Below are 19271 nucleotides of genomic sequence, written 5' to 3' on the forward strand. Positions count from 1 at the left end.
AAAGTGGTCATTTGTGAAATATTCAGAAAGAATTATAGTTCTGTTTAGAGGTAAAAGGCTTTTAGCTATTTGGGTGATAAACTAAACCTCATATCATCTGTCCTAAATTAGTTGACCACTATAAGTATATGAGTCTTCTTATTCGAGTATCTTTATATGTCTAGACCAAATTTATTTGAACCATTTATATTCATCCTCTTGTAGTAGACGATAAAAACTACCATGTAAGGGTACATTTTGCTTGGTGACACCATCAACGGTTAGGTAAGCAACCAGCTCACCATCAACAATGTTGACCATTAGTGCTGCAGGCTCTTTGTTTTCCGCAAAAAAAGTTTTAAAAATCTCAAACTGCTCTACATCGCCATCGGGCATTTCTTTGGCACTTGGAGAACTTTGGCTAAAGCGAATAATGGTTTGATACCGTTGGCCCTCATGTTTAAAGTATAGTCGATACCAAGCGGGCACTGCTTTTTCACTCTTGTATGTGGTTAAGTCTACTTCAGACTGTGGGGTAAATGTCGTGTTCCCATTAATCAAGAATTCTGTGTAACCGTATACATCAAGCGGCGTGGAGAGATACCATGGGAACTTTTGGGTATTAAAGGCTTTCCATCTGCCAATAGGAAAGGTACCGTTGGCTGCTTGCGCTTGTATCTCTTCGGGCTGATCCTCAACAAACCCTGATAGATATTCTTCTTCACTCAGGCCTTCAGGGTTAAAATGATTGGCCTGTGCAAAATACTCCCACGGAATATTTACCTCTTCTGCTTGAAACTGTGCCACCTCTACAACTTCTGCCCAACCAAGACGTACAGAGACGAAGCCACCAGGAGCCAGCGCCAGCTGAATCTGCTTAAACTGTTCAGTATCTGGTGTGTCTTCGAAATCCATAGTGAGCTTGCGCTTAAACTTTTTTTCTATCTCTGCTTTGGGCAGTCTGGCTCTGACATGATAGTATTTGCCTTCTATGGGCGCCAGCCACGTGAGATTAATGCCATCAGGAATGCGAGAGCCACCTGATGCATCCGCACCTGCTGTCCTCCAACCGCCGCCTGCGTGCGCATAAAAACCGCGTCTTGAGCCATCGTCATACATCCAAAAAGATTCGCCTGCAACTAGCTCAATGGGGTAGTAGCGTGGCGCAAATACTGCTGTAGAAAACCCCGTGTTACTCTTTTTCATAAATACTCCCTTTAATTCACGAGATACATCTTTTCCAAAGACAATGCAGGCCGTGAGCGATACAACGAGCAGTGATAATATGGCGAGCTTGATACTTTTCATAACTGTGCCTTTATAAGTGCTATAGCATGATGCTGTCATTGCGTATTCAAGTGGTACACCATATCTTTGTGATATCGCCATGATTCGATGATAAGTCAGACAGAGGGTCTCATTGTCTTAACAACTATCTATCCGCTGGTACACTAGGTACACTATTTCTGCAATTAAATTTATAAGTACTTATAGGCAAGTCATATTTTTTCCAATAGCGACGCAGCTGCGGCGTAGTCAGCTCGTTTCCTTGACAGTCTTTAGGCAGTAGGGGTGTATCTCCATCACAGGTAAAATACAATGTGCCTTTAGGCAAGTTATTATCTTCCCAGTATTCTTCTGCTGATCTTTCGGGTAGGGGCGAGAAAAGAAGCTTATCTGTTGCTGGATTGATCTGTGTGGTGCATCTTCCTACTGCATTGCCAGAGTCATCTTCTAAATACTCTTGCTTATACATAAACTGCCCACCTAAATCGATACAGGAAGTGAGGCCTAACATGCTGACTAGAAGTAATGATAGATAGAGTGATTTCATGAGCGTATCCTTTGTGTTTATCTAACCAGAAATGACGGTACGATAAAACTGATTGGTTGCTGGATTGATCCTAGGTAGGCTGACTGAAACGACTTGCTCACTAACGCTTTGTGTGACTTTACTTGGCCACTGCAGGTATTTATTGAACAAGACTTTTTGTAGGTTGGGGTTATTGACAGTAACATAAGGTAGCGTGTGTAGACCGTTATTAATAATACTGCCTGATATATAATCTTTGGAATTTGCTTTCCATCGTGCCATGACTTGCGGCTGCATATCTGCATAAAACTGTTCTAAATAGTTGTCTTGAGTCGTGCTGATGGCATATTTTTTTAACAAATTGTTTTCAAAACGATAGGCTCCTGCTTCCTTTATCAGATCGAGCATGATCCAAGTGGGCACTCTTGGGTAACCTACATTAAGCGTTCTGTTTACCTCAAGCATTTTGTAAGGTGAGTCTTCTTTAATCCAAATTTCTTTTTGTTTAGTAGACTGTTCGGTCTTTGCTTTATTGACAAACCAGCCTTGCTTAATAAGTATTTGCATGGCAGTTTCGAGTGATGCTTGATTCATGGCATCTATCATCTCGTTTTGATCATCAATAGCGTCACCGGCCATACCGAGTACTGCTCTTGCAGGCGTCGTCAGCATATTAGAAAATGACCAAGATTTGTGCTGAAGGATAGTCTTTTCATCGACATTACCAGCGAGTTCATACTCTTTTGTCTCCCTGTTATATTTTTTATTAGTGTCTTTGCCATCGCCAATATCAGTATGGTTGCCAGGTAGTACCACCTCCAAGCCATAACCGCGCGCCACTGCCTGCTGGATGCTAGTAACAGAGAATTTCTGACGGAACTCGTGCCCTGCGACCAGATGAACTATCTTGCTGGTGATTTTCCCTTTGGCAAACGCCAAACCCTGTTTGTCACCTTCAACATCATTGGTATGATTCGTTCCTATAGAGCTGACTGTATCAAACAATCCGACAAACCTGACCATAACTGTATATTTCGTTAAATCAAGGCCATAATCTGTTAATAGTTCTTTGTTCCTTTCTTTAATGACACGATGAACAAACATACGCGCCGTTGCTGCGCCGCGACTAAAACCATAAACATCGAACATGACAATATGGATGGGGATATCGGTAGCCATACTTACGGCTTTTAATTTGTTTTGAACTTGCTCACACATTTTTTCTAGTTTTGCATAGACACCAGTGCCTCCCCTACCAAGACCACTACCGAAAGCACTATCAGATTGCATCGCGGCTTCAGAGCCTTTGTAGTCATTGACATTATCCAGTGCATAAGGATCGTCTGAGGGCGTTTCTGTACCGGAACCATCAACATATAGGGGAATGATATAAGGATCATTGGTACGGGCAGCGCGGTTCATCTGATCAACACCTGTTGGTGCCCGCGCAAAGCTGGTTTCATCTGCCTTATACATTTTTTGGTATTTTTCTTCTATAGATGAATCATCATGGTCATAAATTTTACCGTCTATACTGTATCTATCACTTTGATACCAGTTGCTATCGTTGTACCAGTTAGAATTAAATTTACTATTCCATGTGCCATCGAAATAAACGTTAAACTCAACACGGCGTATTTCTAACTCAACTTTCGATCCTTCAGTTTTGTTTGATGGAGCAGGTGTTTTATTTAATGGCATTTCTTGTTCGTCTGAACTACTTGTCATCTTATTTTTCCTGTCAGGTATGCTTTGTTTGCCTTTAACTTTTCTAGTCAATATCTGCTTTTACGATCAGATCAGCTGTTTCAGCACCAGTATGGACTCTCATGGTTTCACCCTTATCATTTGTTACGCCGCGATAGGTTTTACCGTCAGAGGTTTCGATTTTATAAGCGAACCCAGATACAATATTACCTAACGTATCTTTAATGACAAACATCTCATCATGAGGATCTTGATAATCAAGTATGCCGTGTTTTGCGAAAGCCCCCGCAACCATCTCTTTCTTCACTGCTTTAATCTTAACTGTCCCCGGGCACACCAGCTTAATACCACTGTCATCGATGGTAATAGAAGCTCCAGCTGACGTTTGTAGCTTAATACGCTTCGGACTCGACACATTGACCTGTCCCGACTCACTGCCAATCGTCATTGATTGCTGACTGTGCAATTGCAACTCATCGCCTTGTGCTTGTATCGCTACAGGTTTGGTATTGGCACTGATATGTAGTCCTGACTGATCCACTTGACCGCCAACCCCTGAGAGTGAGTCAATCGTATTTGCCGTCAGACTATAATTGCCTGCCACCATATTTGATTGTGTGCTGCCTGATTGCCTGACTATGGTTTTCGCCGTCCACAGCGTATTGCTGCTTGATGCGAGGATACTATCTTTACTCACTAGCAGCACATCAGCCGCGCCAAGCACTTCGGTATTTAGCGTCTCATCGATGATTTGCGCCGTACTCTTAAATCCTTCTATCGACGCTCGGGCATTACTGAGCGCTTCGGTCGATTGCAGATGTGCGTGCTTAGCCTCCGCTAACGTCTCACTCAGCTCCGCGCCCAACTTAAGCTGCTGCTGTCCTGCATCATTGACCCACGCAGACTCATGCTCGGTTTGCGTGTGTCTGATATCAAAGGTAGAGAGTAGAACGCCCGTATCACCAGTGATTTGTAGCCCATGATCGGTGGCAACATTGATGCCTTGACCACTATCACTTGATTGATGATTGCTAAAGCGATGGCGTAGCGTGCCCAATGCGACGATATGCTCATCAGGGGCAAAGGTAGCGCTAGAAGTGATGGTTGGTGTCTCGGCATTGGCGCGTGTGCCAGTATTTGCCGTCCACTGTAGACCGACCTTGTTAGGCGTATCATCAAAACTCATCGCCACTTCAGACTCAGCCGTCAGCCCGTATTGAGCAATACCAGAGATCCAGTCGCTATGAGTATCATCGTCACTGATTTGCGAGTGACCAAGCCCACCGCCATGCCATCTAGGGGAAGCACCGCCTTTGAGGTTATGTCGATTAGATAAACCTGCATCCTGAGTGGTGATGTCTTTCTCGTCCACATCACCCATACCGATACCGTCAAAGAGCGCACGGCTAATTACGGGACTGTCAATATCACCATACCAGTGGTTAAGAAGTACGGACTGTCCGATGCGCGGCGTGAACTGCCAGCCATGTGTCGCCCCCGAAGACAACTGTAATGCGCGCAGCGGCGGAGTCGTACCGTCATCGTGATCACTCAGTCCTGACCAGACAGGCGTAGTAATGGTTTGTTGTAGATTGTCGTCAGTGATACTAGAGGCGTAACTAGGAGAAGATGAGCTACTCGTGTCTCCTGTACGCGCTTGCGTCAGGCCGTGATAGGTACTACTGGCAAAGGACAAGGCGCTGGGATAAGGACAATAGGGGGTGCTGGCATCAAGTAGCGTAGCTGATACCCAAACCCCAGTATCACGAGCGATATTAAAGCCATGATCGGGCATTGATAATAGGTTCGAGCTTGTGGTACGGCGTTGTATGAGATGTACAGTTTGCTGTAACCATTGTTTGATAAAGGCCTGATAATGATAAGACACGCTATCGTTGTCAGGTTCAATACCGATTAATGTCACTGCGATACAATGCGTCGATAAGCTGCCAATGGAGGGTAGGTTGTTGATACTTACTGGACTACCGACACTTAGACCACGCATGGCGCCAGTCGCTTGATACGTCTCACGCTGACAGCGATTGGCCGCGATCCATTGCTCAGCAATAGCAGTCGCCGCGTCATCGCTGTGCACTCGAGAAGGTGCACCGATTAATACGGTTGTATCCTCTATCGCAAGTGGTGATTCATCGACGGCTTGACCTTCATAAATGGTATCAGCCGCAAGGCCATCTGCTCGTACCATGACACTATGACTACCGAGCTGCTGCGTAGTCATCTGTAATGCATTCACGCTGTCTTGACCGGACTGTACTGATGATTGGGCATAGCTATAGGTTAGAGGCAGTCGCTCATTTTCATCGAAACCACTGACCAACCACCACGTCCCCAAGTCATCTACCGAATCCCCTGATACCCATAAAGTAGAAATACCAATATCTGCAAGCAGACCCGTGACAAACTTATAGTCACTGACATCCGACTGCGTGCGTATAGGTAAGGGTAGAGACAAGTGCTCTGAGGATGCACTGTCTGACGACAAAAGAGACTCAGAAATTTGCCACTTTATATCATAATCACCGAGGATAGCGGTCAGGATATCGAGGGTGGATTGATTGATAAAACTGCGAGTATGTATCGACTGCGTCAATTGCCAATCAGGGCTCACGACCTCTAACGCATAAAAATGCATCGCGCCATCAGACTGCTGATAACTGATACCTCGTATGAGGCCAGTACGGCAAGTAGGCGTACGATTAGAGGATAGCGTGGTCAAGCAGATAGGCGTACCGACCAACGATAAACAAGCGTCCGAGTCCAAAAAATCGTAACTGAACACTAGTATGTCAATGATATCGGTTTTATTAACACCGCTAGCCCCAAAAAATGCAATAGGATAGAAAGCATTGGTTGTGAAGCTGTCGGAATGAACGGTAATTGTATGTAGGCGACTGGTATTAGAAGGCATGAGAGGGGTACCGTTACTACTGGCTTTATACCAAGGAAATGGCCCGAATTGGATTGTTGCTGAATTATTTGTCAATAAAAGTATAGAGTTTATTGAAATATTGTCAAGTGTATGTATAATCAATCTCACCTAATTCTTCTACTTGATAGACTTTAGTTAGATTTTTACGTCAATATACTTCCTTTTATACTTCCTTTTATACTTAAGTGATGATACCGCACCTATGAATCATATTTATCGTACCAACCTAAAAACGATGGGTTTGCTATCTATAGTACTGAGCGCTTCGATGGTAATAACTGGTTGTAACACGACTGCTAAAGAAGAAAAAAGTGCCACTGTCAAGGTATTGAGCCAGCCATCACTTGTGTATTTGGCAGATGCCAATCCAAGTGATTTTGAAGCATGGATGACTGTCGCTAAAAGCAACTATGACTCAAAAAATTATGCGCGGGCATTAAGAGCGGCTAACGAAGCCCTTAAGTTTGATAAGCAAGCAGTTGAGGCGCGTCAAATAGCCATGCTCTCATCTATCAAATTAACAGAGAATAATATCAGTGCTTATCACAACGATTCATTAATGGATAGTAGTGATAAAGCCATGCTTAAAAATAAGCTAACCAATATCACAACCTTGATACAAAACTCTAATTAGAGCTTCTAATTAAAGCCTCTGGTTTGATTAAAAAGCTTTAGAGCAAAGACACTCAAAGTAAAAAAGTATCCATCTAGTACTTACGCACTTAATACTAATAACGACGAGCACCGACTTACGATGACCAGTATCCAACGCAGTATTAACGTCAGCTTTAAGCTACCGAAAGCACTCTTGGCGGGTTTGTTTATCATGGGTTCAGCGATGAGTGCTGCACACAGTGAGCTTGTGATTCAAGAAAAAGATCCAGGCTCCAGTATTGTCAATCAATTCGCCACGCTTAAAAATGCAGATGCCAAATCACCGCAGCTGCATCAATTAATTGCAAATTTAAACCAAAGGCTGGCTGTTAATCCCAATGACTCTTTGGCATGGGAAGTCTTGGCGCAGATTTACTATAACAATGGCTATCATGACTATGCGGTCTATGCTGCTAGTGAAGCAATTGATCAAGGTAAGAGCACGGCTGAGCTCAAAAATATTTTGTTGAATAGCAGTGCCATTATTGCTCAAAAACAATTGCAGTCTGGTTACTTAAATAATGTCGATGCGGCGTTTAAAAAAGAATATCAGCACGCCTTGAGTAAGATAGCTGGTGATATTTACGGATTTAATTACGATGAGTCTTTGCCAAAACCACCGAAAGTTGTAAGACGTAGCGTTCCTAAAAAAACAAGTAGCACAAAGAAAACAGCTGCTCCTATTAAGAAAAAAACAGTAGTGAAACCAAAAAGAACTTACGTTAAACCAGTTATTCAAAAGCCTACCCCTACTAGAAGCAATACTCCTGTATCTACTGATCCATTTGATATATTGCGTTGAAACCAGAAACTGCTGAGGTAATTAATTATGGCAAAGCAAGACAGTGTGCAAAAGAAACTCGCAAAAGTACGTGCTCCTCGTGTACATCTTACCTATGACGTCGAAGTTGGTGATGCGATCGAAACGAAAGAAATCCCTTTCGTGGTCGGTGTGCTAGGAGAGTTCTCAGGAGATTCTAAACTTGAGCAACCTCGCTTTAAAGACAAAAAGTTCGTCGAAGTGGACTTGGATACCTTTGATGAGGTGATGTCAGGTCTAGCACCTCGTGCGACGTTCCGTGTCAGTAATGATTTGAGTGATAAAGGCGGCGAGTTTGCCGTTGACTTGGCATTCAATAGTATCGATGATTTTCGCCCCGAAGCTGTCGCTGACCAGATTGAACCGTTAAAGCAATTGGTACAAGCACGAGATCGCTTAGCAGATCTACGCAATAAAATATCAGCCAACGAAAAACTCGAAGATTTATTGGATGATGTGCTCAAAAATACTGAGCAAGTCAAAAAAATGGCTGAACAAAACCAAATTGACGGTGAGGATTAAACGATGAGTGCCCAAGCCCAGCAGAATATAGCAACGGATTCCGTAAATAGTGAAAGCTACGACTTGCTTGAAGAAATCGTCAATAAAAGTAACGTTGCCAAATCCGATGATGAAAAAAATCGTGCGAAGTCACAAATCGCCGAGCTTGCCAACGAAGTCATGCAAGGTACTGTGACGTTATCAGATAACTTGGCTGCCTCGATTGATGCTCGTATTGCACAAATTGATGCGCTGATATCTAAGCAGTTGACGACCGTCATGCATGCGCCTGAGTTTCAAAAGCTAGAGTCTAGCTGGCGCGGTTTGCACTATCTATGTAGTCAAACGCCCTCAGAGTCTATGCTGAAAATCCGCATGATGAATACCACCAAGCGTGAGCTCACCAAAGACTTTCAGTCTTCAATCGATTTTGACCAAAGCACATTGTTCAAAAAGATCTACGAAGAAGAGTTTGGTAGCTTCGGTGGCGAACCTTATGCTGCCATCGTTGGTGATTTTGAGTTTACTCGTCAAAATTCAGACATGTATCTACTCGAGCAACTGTCTCATGTCGCTGCTGCGGCTCATGCGCCTTTCGTATCAGCAGCATCTGCTGAGATGTTTGGTCTGGATTCGTTCACCGATATCGGTCGTCCTCGTGATCTATCGAAGATATTTGAAACTGCTGAATATATACGCTGGCGCGCGTTTAGACAGTCAGAGGATGCTCGTTACGTCGCACTGACTGCGCCTAGATTCTTAGGGCGCCTGCCTTATGATCCTAAAGATGGCACGGTGGTCGAAGGGTTTAACTTTACCGAAGACGTTTCAGGTAGCGACCATAGTGATTATCTATGGGTGAACGCAGCTTATGCATTTGCCTCACGCTTGACGGCTGCCTTTTCTGATTACCGTTGGTGTGCTGCTATTCGTGGTGTAGAGGGCGGTGGTTTGGTTGAAGGTTTACCTGTCCATACCTTTAAGACAGATGAAGGGGATTTGGCACTCAAGTGTCCAACTGAGATATCTATTACAGATCGCCGTGAGAAAGAGCTCAGCGATTTAGGTTTCATTCCATTAGTCCATTGCAAAAATACCAATTACGCTGCTTTTTTTGGGGCGCAATCAGTACAAAAAGCCAAAACTTATCAAAACGATGATGCCAATGCCAATGCTGCGCTATCGACGCAGATTCAATACATTATGGCTGTGTCACGTATTGCCCATTATCTAAAAGCGATGATGCGCGATAAGGTTGGTAGTTTCTTAGCACCTGGTAATGTTGAGACGTTTTTGAACGACTGGATTTCACGTTATGTCTTGTTAGATGACGGAGCCTCACAGGAAGCAAAAGCCCAGTACCCACTGCGCGAAGCTTCTGTACAAGTTGTAGAAGTACCGGGTAAGCCTGGTGTCTACAAGTCAGTGGTCTTTTTGAGACCACACTTTCAACTTGACGAATTGTCTGTTTCTTTGCGTCTGGTTACTCAACTGCCGCAGTCTAGCAACAGCTAATCGTTTATTAAAAACTAACGTTAAATTTAATTTTTCAAAATAAGGTATGTGACATGAAAGATATTTATATTCAGTTCCGTGGTAAATATAAAATTGATGGCGAGTCTCGTGATAGCGAGCATAAAGGTTGGCTTGAAGTAAACACTTGGGATCACTTGATCCGTCAGCCAAAATCAGCGACAGCAAGTAGCGTTGGTGGTCACACTTCTGAGCGTTGTGAGCATGCTGACATGACGTTTATGAAAGATTTGGATTCGACCAGTCCTAAGCTATGGGAAGCCTGTTCTGCCGGTTACACGTTCGATGAAATTCAAATTGATTTTTATCGTGCCAACGGTGACAAGCGCGTTAAATATCTTGAAGTGAAGCTTAAGCATGCGCTTATCGCAAGTGTTGAGCCAACCGTACGTTCAGAAGGCGTACCAATCGAAAAAGTCGGTATCAAGTATGCTGCTGTTGAGTGGACTTACACCCAGCAAGATATCGATGGTACTGCTAAAGGCGCTGTGACTAAGAAATGGTCACTAGCCAATAACACTGCTACTTATACTGCCTAAGTCAGGCTGTATCAGGTGTTGTCTATCTTATCGTACCGAAAAAGAAAGGTTTATATCTAGGCCTTTCTTTTTTACTTTTCTAAATAGGAATGATCGTATCGATGAACTACGCTACTAATGCCTCTAACAAAGAACTTGGGTTTCGCCCAAATTTGTTCGAACAGTTATTTGATGATCAGCCTCGTCATTTGGCGCATGAGCTCGTGGTGCGTCGCCTTAATATTGATGAGTTAAAGTCTTCTGTCGCGCGAGATCTTGAGGCTTTATTGAATACGCGCTGTGTGGTTTCTAGCAAGCTGCAAGAGTATCAGCACGTGCGCTCATCAATATTGAATTTTGGCATATTGGATTTTGTGGGATTGAGCAGTGCCAACCCTGCTGACTGCGATTATATCTGTCGACAAATCGCAACAACCGTTGAACAGCAAGATACCCGGCTAAAAAACGTTCGCGTATCGCTAGATATTGGTGCGGTTGATGTCAATCAGCTGTGTTTTTCGATTGAAGCGTTACTGAAAGTGTATCCAGCACAAGAGCTTGTTAGCTTCGATGCGTTCTTTGAGCCAAGCTCTCAACGTTACTTAATAAAATAACCCATATCAATGCTTAACCGACAGAGTTGGCAGCGATAACCGTATTGAGGCATCATGGACAGTCTACTTCCTTATTTTGAGCATGAGCTTAGCCTGTTTAATAAACAGTCAAAAGAGTTTGCCAAAAAGTACCCAAAAATAGCCAATCGGTTATTGATGGGGCACGATACCGTAGATGATCCACATATTGAACGGTTGATACAGGCTTTTTCTCTCATTAGCGCGCGTATCAATAAAAAACTAGATGACTCGTATTCTGACTTTACAGAATCGTTATTAGAAGTTGTTTATCCTGATTATCTCAAACCCTTTCCATCCGTCTCTATCGCACAGTTCAATCTAGGCGTGCAGGGCAATGCGATGAGTGAAGCGGTCTTGGCACCGAAACAGAGCACATTTGCCACCCAAAAGATAAATGGGACGCCTTGCCAGTTTCAGTCAACCCAAGACGTGACGTTGTTACCGATAGAGATAGATAGCGTCAGCTTCGAGACTCGTCAAGAAATCTATGACAATCAGCATGGCCTGCTAAATGGTTGTATCAGTATTAAATTTAAGGCGCTGAATCCAAGCTTTGACTATCAGGCGTTATTAAGTCACTCGCTTGATTTGTATATAGACGAAGATGCCAGTCAGGGCACCAGTCTCTGGGATTTATTATGGTGTGATGTCAAGCAAACGCATCTTCATGGTAGGCAGGTCAACAAGATAACGGGTAGTCCGTTTGAGATTATAGGCTTTGACCCTGAACAGCAAGTGCTCCCCAGTCACCGTGTGAGTAATGCCGCCTCTGCTTTACTAAAAGAGTATTTTTATTTCCCTGAAAAATTCAACTTTTTACGCCTGAATCTTGGCCGTGCTTGTCCAAATTTAAAAATCGATAGTAATGGCTTTGAGATTCGCTGTTATTTTAAGTTTGATAAAAAAAACACCATTCGCCTAAAAAACCTGCAGCAGCTAAGCGCTAGCAGTATCAAGTTGTTTTGCACGCCTGTTGTTAATCTATTCAAAGCTGCTGCCAAGCCTATCCAAGTGACCCATCGTTCTGTCTATTATGATTTGGTGCCCGATACTCGCGCGCTTTTTCAGCATGAGATCTATGAGGTCAACAAGGTCATAGAGTCTAAGCAAAGCGACAATCGTCTGATACAACGTGAATACCATCCGTTTTATGCGCTCAATCACTATGAGCAGCAAGATGAAGGCCGTTATTATCACATTAAACGTGATAAAGACATGGCTGAGTTTAAGCAAGGTTTTGAATACCAGATTATGTTTGTAGAAAAAAACCGTGAAGACTTGTCAGGCGCGGTGAGCATGAGTGCTTCTTTGTTATGTACCAATAGAGACTTGCCCGCCCAAGTGATATTCGGTCAAAGCCGTGGCGATCTGTTTAGTGAAGGTATGACAGGATTTAGCAGTTTGTCACTATTAAAGCAGCCAACCAGAACCGCACGGTTTGAATACACAGGTGAAGAGCGCTGGCGATTGATATCGCTGATTAGTCTGAATTTTTTATCATTGGCAGCCCAAGATGCGGAGCTGATGAAAGAGTATCTGTCGCTCTATGATATTACCCAATCAGCATCTAATAAGTTGCTGGTTGAAGGCATTGTCTCTGTCGAAACCAGTATTACGGCTAGGCGTATTCAGCGCTTACCGCAACCTGGGTTTGTGCGTGGTACGGTCATTGATATTCAGATTAACCAAAAGAATTTTGCTGGAGTGAGTATCCGCCAGTTTGCCCATTTATTGGCTCATGTCTTTGGCTATCACGCTAGCTTGAACAGCTTCGTTGAGGTTGCCATTAGTGATGCCGTTACGAAAGAGGAGATATACAGATGTCAGCCACGCAGCGGTCTCAGTCCTCTTATCTAACGGATTTACTAGCGGCGCCGCAATCTTATGAGCTATTGCAAGCGCTGCGCTTGGTTCAGCATGAAGTTAGCATGGGGCATGCGCCTATCGAAGTGCGTTACCGTGCCTCGTTGTCATTGGCATATCCGCAAGCTGAAATTGAGTCAATGGCGCTCATTGCCCAAGACAATATGGAAGGCAGTGATAGTTCAGTAGATGATGGTCAAATAAAGGCCAGTTCGTTAATGGCCAGACAGATAGAGGTTTGCCCAGCAGTTATCGGCCTTACGGGCCCATTATCGGCTTTGCCCGCGATGTATACCGATCATTTAGCATCGCGAGTCAATCATGCAAAAGACAAAGCTGCACCGGCATTTTTAGATTTATTTAACCATCGTTTAACTGATTTGTATGTCGAAGCGAGCTGGTTTTATAACTTGCCATTACAGTATGAGTTAAAGGATAAAAAAGACAGCTACCTGTTGAGTTTGCGGGCACTGGCACGTCAGCCCAAAAAGTTGACCGCCATCGATAGCTTGATTGCCTATGCTGGCATGATTGCCCCCGGACGTCTGACCGCTGATCAGTTAGCACATGTACTGTCGCACTTTTTGGATAGCACGGTGAGTGTGGAGCAGTTCGTACCAGAATGGTTTGACTTGCCAGCTAGTGAGCAGACCGCACTTGGTGGACAACATGCGGCACTTGGCTTATCTGCATTTTGCGGTGCGCGCGTCGTACAGTTCGATAGCAAAATTAGAATTGTATTTCACCAGTTGGATGCCAAGCGTTATTTGAGACTGTTGCCAGCCGGTGATATGTATCAAGTCATCATTGATTTTATTCGTAAATGGTGCGGTGTCTGTCTTGCCGTTGAAATGCAGCTCGAGTTGGACAAGCAGTACATCACTCCTTTGTCATTGTCTGAAAGTGGTTTTGGTGGCTTGGGGCAAGGCGGGTTTTTGGTATCGCAGCCCGCGACCCAGCATCATGATGACACTCGCTATGCATTGCCTATTCAATAGCTAGGGCATGTCGTCAGTCTGAACCCTAAACGGTAAATAGGCTAAAAACGGTCTGTTCACTAATGATTATAAGAAGTCGCGCTAAGTTTTATACGTCAGTTTTATAAAAATAATGTTAAGTCTAATCAGAATGCCAAAGGAAAAGGTTTATGAGCCAGTTAAAAGCTGTAATTACCCGCTTGAGTCCGAGCTGCCGACAGTGTTTGCAGCAGGCAGCTAGGCTTTGTATCAATAATGGACATCGTGAAGTCGATACTGTCCATCTATTGCATGAGTTGATTGCGACGCCGCACAATGACGTGGCTCAAATACTGAAATTCAATAAGATTAATCAGCAGGCATTGCTAGTAGATATCACAGACTTGCTCGGTACTTTTAGTCAGGCAACAGGCTCGACCCCTGTGTTTAGTCAAGGGTTGATGGCGTTGTTAGAAGATGCGTGGGAGCTAGCCAGTAGCCAACATAGCCAAAGCGATGATAATAACAATCCACTAGAAATCCGATCTGGGCATATATTACTGGTGTTATTGGCGTATGAGCGTTATCAGTCATTATTAAAAACCCTCCCTGAGCAGCTACAGTATATTGATCGTTTTACCCTAAAAGATGATTATGAACGCCAGTGTCTTGGTAGTACTGAGGGTAGTGGATCAAGCAGCAATAAAGGCGTCAATAATAAAGGCGTGAATAAGGGTGCTGATGATAGTGTAGACAATGATATTAACAATCAAGAATCTTTAGACGCTAATAAAACTGAAACTAAGCCAACCCCTGCGTTGGATAAATATACTTATGATTTGACTGCTAAAGCCAGTGCAGAGCAAATAGATCCAGTGATAGGCCGTGAGTTTGAAATTCATCAGCTGATCGATATTTTGATTCGTCGTCGTCAAAACAATCCAATTTTGACAGGTGAGGCAGGCGTTGGTAAAACTGCTGTGGTAGAAGGATTGGCGCAAAAGATAGTTGCCGGTCAAGTGCCTGATCAGCTCAAAGACGTGACGATACGTAGCCTCGATATGGGGCTATTGCAAGCTGGGGCGAGTGTCAAAGGTGAGTTCGAAAACCGTCTAAAGCAAGTCATCGAAGAAGTACAAGCCTCGGTACAGCCGATTATCTTGTTCATCGATGAAGCGCATACCTTAATCGGCGCTGGCGGGCAGGCAGGTCAAAACGATGCGGCGAACTTGCTTAAGCCTGCGCTGGCTCGTGGTGAGCTGAGAACCATTGCGGCGACGACGTGGTCAGAGTATAAGAAATACTTTGAAAAAGACGCAGCATTGTCACGTCGCTTCCAAGTGGTCAAAGTTGATGAGCCTGATATCGATACGGCAGTGGCGATGATTCGTGGTTTGAGTGCCAAGATGCAGTCGCACTTTGGCATATTGATAGATGACGATGCGCTACAAGCAGCCGTTGAGCTGTCAGCACGTTATATCAGCGATCGACAACTGCCTGATAAAGCGGTCAGCGTATTAGATACGGCAGCTGCACGGGTGAGCTTATCGAAAACCGCCATGCCCAATCAGCTGGATAGATTACAAGCCAAAGGTGTGCAATTAGAGCAGCATATCAATAATCTCAGTCAACAGCTTGAGCGTATCGGCGGTGTGGACGAAAAAGAAAAAGTCAGTCAAAAAATTGCCGTGCTTGATGAGCAGCGCCAAACCAATCAACAAAGCATTGCTGACATGACCAGTCGCTGGCACGAACAGCGCGAGCTTAATGATCAGCTCGATGCACTCAATCAGCAGTTGAATGGCAAGGCTGATGGTGCTGATACGCTCAGTGCAACAGAGCGCTTAGACAAACAGTCTGAATACCAAAGTATTGAGCAGTCACTAAAACAAGTACAAGAGACACATCGTCTCATTCATCCTGTATTAGACAGACAAGTTATTAAGCAGATTATCTCGGATTGGACAGGAATTCCACTCAACGATATGGCGGGGAATGAAAAAGACCATATCTTGAATTTGGCTGACACCTTACAGACGCGCGTGATTGGCCAAGACCATTCTGTGGCTGCTATCGTGAAGCGGATTCATACGGCGAAAGCACGGTTAGATGACCCCAATCGCCCGCAAGGGGTGTTCATGCTCGTCGGGCCAAGCGGTGTGGGCAAGACAGAAACCGCATTGGCGCTATCAGAGGTGCTGTACGGTGGTGAGCGTAATCTTATTACCATCAATCTATCAGAGTATCAGGAAGCGCATAGTGTTGCCTCATTAAAAGGCTCGCCACCAGGCTATGTTGGCTATGGCGAAGGTGGTGTGCTAACGGAGGCTATTCGCCGTCGTCCCTATAGTGTGCTCTTGCTTGACGAAGTTGAAAAAGCCCATCCAGACGTGTTGGATTTGTTTTATCAGGTCTTTGACAAAGGGGTGATGGAAGACAGCGAAGGGCGTTTAATTGATTTCAAAAACACGCTTATTTTATTGACCAGTAATGTTGGTTCATCGCAGATTATGCAAGCGTGCATCAATACTGATCCAGCCGTCACTGATTTTAGCTTACCAGACAGCGATAGCCTAAAACAGGTGATTAATCCGCATTTATACAAAGCTTTCAAGCCTGCCTTTTTGGGTCGTTTAACGGTCATCCCTTATTATCCGTTGACGGATGACGCGCTCGCAGAAATCATTCGCCTGAAATTGGATAAAATCACTGGCCGCATCCATGACAATTATGATGTGCCTTGTGTCATTGACGATGAAGTCATTGAGCTCATTTTATCGCGTTGTCATGAGGTCGACTCTGGTGCACGTAATGCCGATGCCATTATCAGTCATACCTTGCTACCGCAGCTGGCAGGTCAGCTACTGGCGCACGATGACAGTCAAAGTGTGCTAAAGAAAATTACTGTATTCGTCGATAATGAAGATAATTTTGCGTATCGTCTGGATACCGATGCGGTTGTGCCACTGAATCAAATGGCGCAATACAGTGAAGATGAGACTGAGGAGAAGGTTAAAAAGTCGGCAAGAAAACCAGTTTCAGCCAAAAAGCCTGCTGCTAAAAAGCCAACAGTTAAAAAAACAGCACGCAAAAAACCTGTTAAAGAGGAATTACTATAATGAGCACTGATAACTCTTTAGCCACCAATATGGATGCCCTTATCGCTCCTATTGATGGCAGTCGTCATGGTGTCGGCGAAGACCTGACTTTTGATTTACGTATCGATGCCATCGTTGCTGCTCGTCAAGAGGACGATCCACTGCTGGCACAAGGCAACTGGGTCACTGAATTAAAAGTCGCTGATTGGGATTTTGTCAAAAACCAATGTGCAGAGTTGCTGAGCCATACCAGCAAGGACATGAAGTTAGCACTATGGTACGTTGATGCCTTGAGTCATACGAATCATCTGGCAGGTATTAGTCATGGGCTAAGCGTATTACAAGCATTCAATGACGAGTACTGGCTCACCATGTATCCACCATTGGATGGTGAAGAAGACAGCATGGATATTAGGGCAGGGCTATTGTCATGGTTTGTAAAAGCGCTCACTGATGACCTAAAACAGCTATCGCTCTCTGATACAAAAACAGAAAAATATAATTATAACTATTATCTAACCGCTCGTGACCATGACAAGCAGCGTCAGCAGAATCCTGATAGCGAATCGTCCAGCCAATTGACGCTTAGTGATTATAACCAAGCCATCAAAAGCAGTAGTGAATCATGGCAACATGCATTGATGACGACTCTGAGTACCGTTACCGAGCAGTGGCAGGCATTGTCTGACCAACTAAATGATTTAATGGGTATCGATGCGCCTGTCTTCGCGCCAGTGACAGAGCTGTTGGCTGGACTGAAGCAACACCTGCACTCATTGATACCAGAGCAGGTTGATATGGTAGACAGTAATAGTCAAGACGGTATTGACGATATGGAAGAAGGTTTTTCTACTGAGGATGCAGTGCTAAATGATGGACAAGCAATTGGCGCAAAAACAAGCGCATCAACCAGCTTTAATCCGAACAACCGCGATCATCAAAGCAATCGCCGGCAAGCGCTTAAATTATTGGGTCAAATCCAAGACTACTTTGCGACCAATGAGCCGCACAGCCCAGTGACGTTTTTACTCGGACGGGCGATTAATTGGGCCGATATGCCGCTAGATCAATGGCTCACACATATCATCAAAAATGAAGATCAGCTTGCTAATCTTTCAGACATGATTGGGATTCAGCCAAAACGTGAATCATCTGATGATGGCTATAATTAAATAGTTGGATTGGGCTTGAATAGTTAAATTGGGTTTGAACAGCTGATTGGATGGTTGGTTTGCCAACAATCTGTGTGCCATTTTTAATTTTGTAATATGAATACAGTCTATCCACCATGATATCGATATCGTAGTAGTTTGATAGTGGGTGAGCTGTATTTATATCTTTGGACTGATAGAGAAGGGCTTGTCATGGTATGGACTCAAACAAAACGGCACCTGCAAATTAGTAGTGCCCATCCTGATATTGCTACTAGCCTTATTCAACAAGCTGACTTGGTGGAGAGCTTGCTTGGCATGCCGCTGCCTGATAGCGTGTGGAGTAAGCCCGCGCTTATGCCAACGCCTGATGCTTATCCAAGCCCTTATCATCAAGATCAACGAGCGCAATCATATCAGCAGCGTCAGCTGGCGCTCTATTGCGGCTACCGTATAAGTATTACGCTATTGCATCCGCAAGCAGGACTGGCTACCAAAGATTGGATAGGACAAAGTTTAGCGATTCACTGGAATACTGGCGACGCGCTGTTAACCAGTCAGATCCGTCATGGTGTCATTACCGAAGTTGTAGCTTTGGGTAGCAACAGTGGTATGGCGGCGTATCGTATCATCTGCGAACCTGCTTTGAACCAGTTACGCCTATCTAGTCATAACCGCCGTCATCATCACCTCAGTCTAAGCGAGCTGATCACCGATATTATTAGCCCATATGATATGAATGTTGAGATGGACGAACGTCTCAGTGATGACAGCGTCTATCATATTCAGCACAGCGTGCAATATAACCAAACAGATCTCGCTTACTTAACGCAGTATCTCACTCTTTATGGTATTACAGGTTACTATCGTCATGACGTGGACAGTCACACGCTGGTGCTACTACCCCATGATGGTGAAATACTGCGTCCTGATGCCAATGACATTCAAAGCATCCTCAGTCAAAACCCTGCTAACCTCGCTGACAGACAAGACCGCATCACCACCGTTCGTCCGCAAGTTGCCCAACATACTCAGCAGAGTGATCTATATCGTTACGATAACCGCTTAATTGGCACTTATACTGGTAGTAGCA

The 19271-nt window shown here is 44.3% G+C and carries 15 protein-coding genes; 11 read left to right on the top strand and 4 right to left on the bottom strand.

The window, feature by feature from the left end; all coding sequences use genetic code 11:
* Positions 1–171: 171 nt before the first annotated feature.
* From I6E83_RS07685 to I6E83_RS07700, 4 genes are all read right to left on the bottom strand, one after another.
* On the bottom strand, positions 172–1185 hold the full coding sequence (locus I6E83_RS07685) for a DUF2931 family protein (protein ID WP_227680863.1): 1014 nt from the start codon (positions 1183–1185) through the stop codon (positions 172–174).
* 226 nt (positions 1186–1411) lie between these two features.
* Positions 1412–1813: a hypothetical protein gene (locus tag I6E83_RS07690; protein WP_197100902.1), complete on the bottom strand. Its 402-nt coding sequence runs from the start codon at positions 1811–1813 to the stop codon at positions 1412–1414.
* A 21-nt stretch (positions 1814–1834) separates the two neighbouring features.
* Entirely contained in the window at positions 1835–3520 is a 1686-nt protein-coding gene (locus I6E83_RS07695) for a phospholipase effector Tle1 domain-containing protein (RefSeq protein ID WP_197100903.1), read from the bottom strand.
* Positions 3521–3563: 43 nt separating this feature from the next.
* Positions 3564–6428: a contractile injection system protein, VgrG/Pvc8 family gene (locus I6E83_RS07700; protein WP_197100904.1), complete on the bottom strand. Its 2865-nt coding sequence runs from the start codon at positions 6426–6428 to the stop codon at positions 3564–3566.
* 223 nt (positions 6429–6651) lie between these two features.
* Between I6E83_RS07700 and I6E83_RS07705 the strand changes: the two genes are divergently transcribed.
* The 11 genes from I6E83_RS07705 to I6E83_RS07755 form a co-directional block, all read left to right on the top strand.
* On the top strand, positions 6652–7083 hold the full coding sequence (locus tag I6E83_RS07705) for a hypothetical protein (RefSeq protein WP_197100906.1): 432 nt from the start codon (positions 6652–6654) through the stop codon (positions 7081–7083).
* Positions 7084–7203: 120 nt separating this feature from the next.
* Positions 7204–7905, top strand: a complete 702-nt coding sequence (locus tag I6E83_RS07710; protein WP_197100908.1) for a tetratricopeptide repeat protein — start codon at positions 7204–7206, stop codon at positions 7903–7905.
* A gap of 27 nt (positions 7906–7932) precedes the next feature.
* Positions 7933–8445, top strand: a complete 513-nt coding sequence (gene tssB / locus I6E83_RS07715; RefSeq protein ID WP_110922487.1) for a type VI secretion system contractile sheath small subunit — start codon at positions 7933–7935, stop codon at positions 8443–8445.
* Between the two features lie 3 nt (positions 8446–8448).
* A complete protein-coding gene (gene tssC, locus I6E83_RS07720) occupies positions 8449–9939 on the top strand; it encodes a type VI secretion system contractile sheath large subunit (protein WP_110922488.1) in 1491 nt (496 codons plus the stop codon).
* Between the two features lie 53 nt (positions 9940–9992).
* The gene (locus I6E83_RS07725) at positions 9993–10496 is read left to right on the top strand and encodes an Hcp family type VI secretion system effector (RefSeq protein WP_025651832.1); all 504 of its coding nucleotides are present in this window, start codon (positions 9993–9995) and stop codon (positions 10494–10496) included.
* 101 nt (positions 10497–10597) lie between these two features.
* A complete protein-coding gene (gene tssE / locus I6E83_RS07730) occupies positions 10598–11089 on the top strand; it encodes a type VI secretion system baseplate subunit TssE (protein WP_197100910.1) in 492 nt (163 codons plus the stop codon).
* A gap of 54 nt (positions 11090–11143) precedes the next feature.
* A complete protein-coding gene (gene tssF, locus I6E83_RS07735; protein ID WP_197100918.1) occupies positions 11144–12967 on the top strand; it encodes a type VI secretion system baseplate subunit TssF in 1824 nt (607 codons plus the stop codon).
* Entirely contained in the window at positions 12931–13971 is a 1041-nt protein-coding gene (tssG, locus tag I6E83_RS07740; protein WP_197100920.1) for a type VI secretion system baseplate subunit TssG, read from the top strand. Before tssF ends, tssG begins: the two co-directional genes overlap by 37 nt.
* A gap of 149 nt (positions 13972–14120) precedes the next feature.
* The gene (gene tssH, locus I6E83_RS07745; protein WP_197100922.1) at positions 14121–17048 is read left to right on the top strand and encodes a type VI secretion system ATPase TssH; all 2928 of its coding nucleotides are present in this window, start codon (positions 14121–14123) and stop codon (positions 17046–17048) included.
* The gene (gene tssA / locus I6E83_RS07750; RefSeq protein WP_197100927.1) at positions 17048–18199 is read left to right on the top strand and encodes a type VI secretion system protein TssA; all 1152 of its coding nucleotides are present in this window, start codon (positions 17048–17050) and stop codon (positions 18197–18199) included. The genes tssH and tssA overlap by 1 nt, the downstream gene beginning before the upstream one ends.
* Positions 18200–18391: 192 nt before the next feature.
* The coding region (locus tag I6E83_RS07755) for a phage late control D family protein (protein ID WP_197100928.1) at positions 18392–19271 on the top strand (880 nt) is incomplete at its 3' end.

It is taken from the genome of Psychrobacter sp. SZ93C1, from assembly GCF_015864635.1.
In the GTDB taxonomy this organism is placed as follows: domain Bacteria; phylum Pseudomonadota; class Gammaproteobacteria; order Pseudomonadales; family Moraxellaceae; genus Psychrobacter; species Psychrobacter fozii.

Coding starts and splice junctions, on each gene's coding strand:
- tssF (WP_197100918.1), top strand. CDS start 11,144: ATGGACAGTCTACTTCCTTATTTTGAGCATGAGCTTAGCCTGTTTAAT.
- I6E83_RS07695 (WP_197100903.1), bottom strand. CDS start 3,520: ATGACAAGTAGTTCAGACGAACAAGAAATGCCATTAAATAAAACACCT.
- tssA (WP_197100927.1), top strand. CDS start 17,048: ATGAGCACTGATAACTCTTTAGCCACCAATATGGATGCCCTTATCGCT.
- tssH (WP_197100922.1), top strand. CDS start 14,121: ATGAGCCAGTTAAAAGCTGTAATTACCCGCTTGAGTCCGAGCTGCCGA.
- I6E83_RS07725 (WP_025651832.1), top strand. CDS start 9,993: ATGAAAGATATTTATATTCAGTTCCGTGGTAAATATAAAATTGATGGC.
- I6E83_RS07700 (WP_197100904.1), bottom strand. CDS start 6,428: ATGCCTTCTAATACCAGTCGCCTACATACAATTACCGTTCATTCCGAC.
- I6E83_RS07705 (WP_197100906.1), top strand. CDS start 6,652: ATGAATCATATTTATCGTACCAACCTAAAAACGATGGGTTTGCTATCT.
- tssG (WP_197100920.1), top strand. CDS start 12,931: ATGTCAGCCACGCAGCGGTCTCAGTCCTCTTATCTAACGGATTTACTA.
- I6E83_RS07690 (WP_197100902.1), bottom strand. CDS start 1,813: ATGAAATCACTCTATCTATCATTACTTCTAGTCAGCATGTTAGGCCTC.
- I6E83_RS07685 (WP_227680863.1), bottom strand. CDS start 1,185: ATGAAAAAGAGTAACACGGGGTTTTCTACAGCAGTATTTGCGCCACGC.
- tssB (WP_110922487.1), top strand. CDS start 7,933: ATGGCAAAGCAAGACAGTGTGCAAAAGAAACTCGCAAAAGTACGTGCT.
- tssE (WP_197100910.1), top strand. CDS start 10,598: ATGAACTACGCTACTAATGCCTCTAACAAAGAACTTGGGTTTCGCCCA.
- tssC (WP_110922488.1), top strand. CDS start 8,449: ATGAGTGCCCAAGCCCAGCAGAATATAGCAACGGATTCCGTAAATAGT.
- I6E83_RS07710 (WP_197100908.1), top strand. CDS start 7,204: ATGACCAGTATCCAACGCAGTATTAACGTCAGCTTTAAGCTACCGAAA.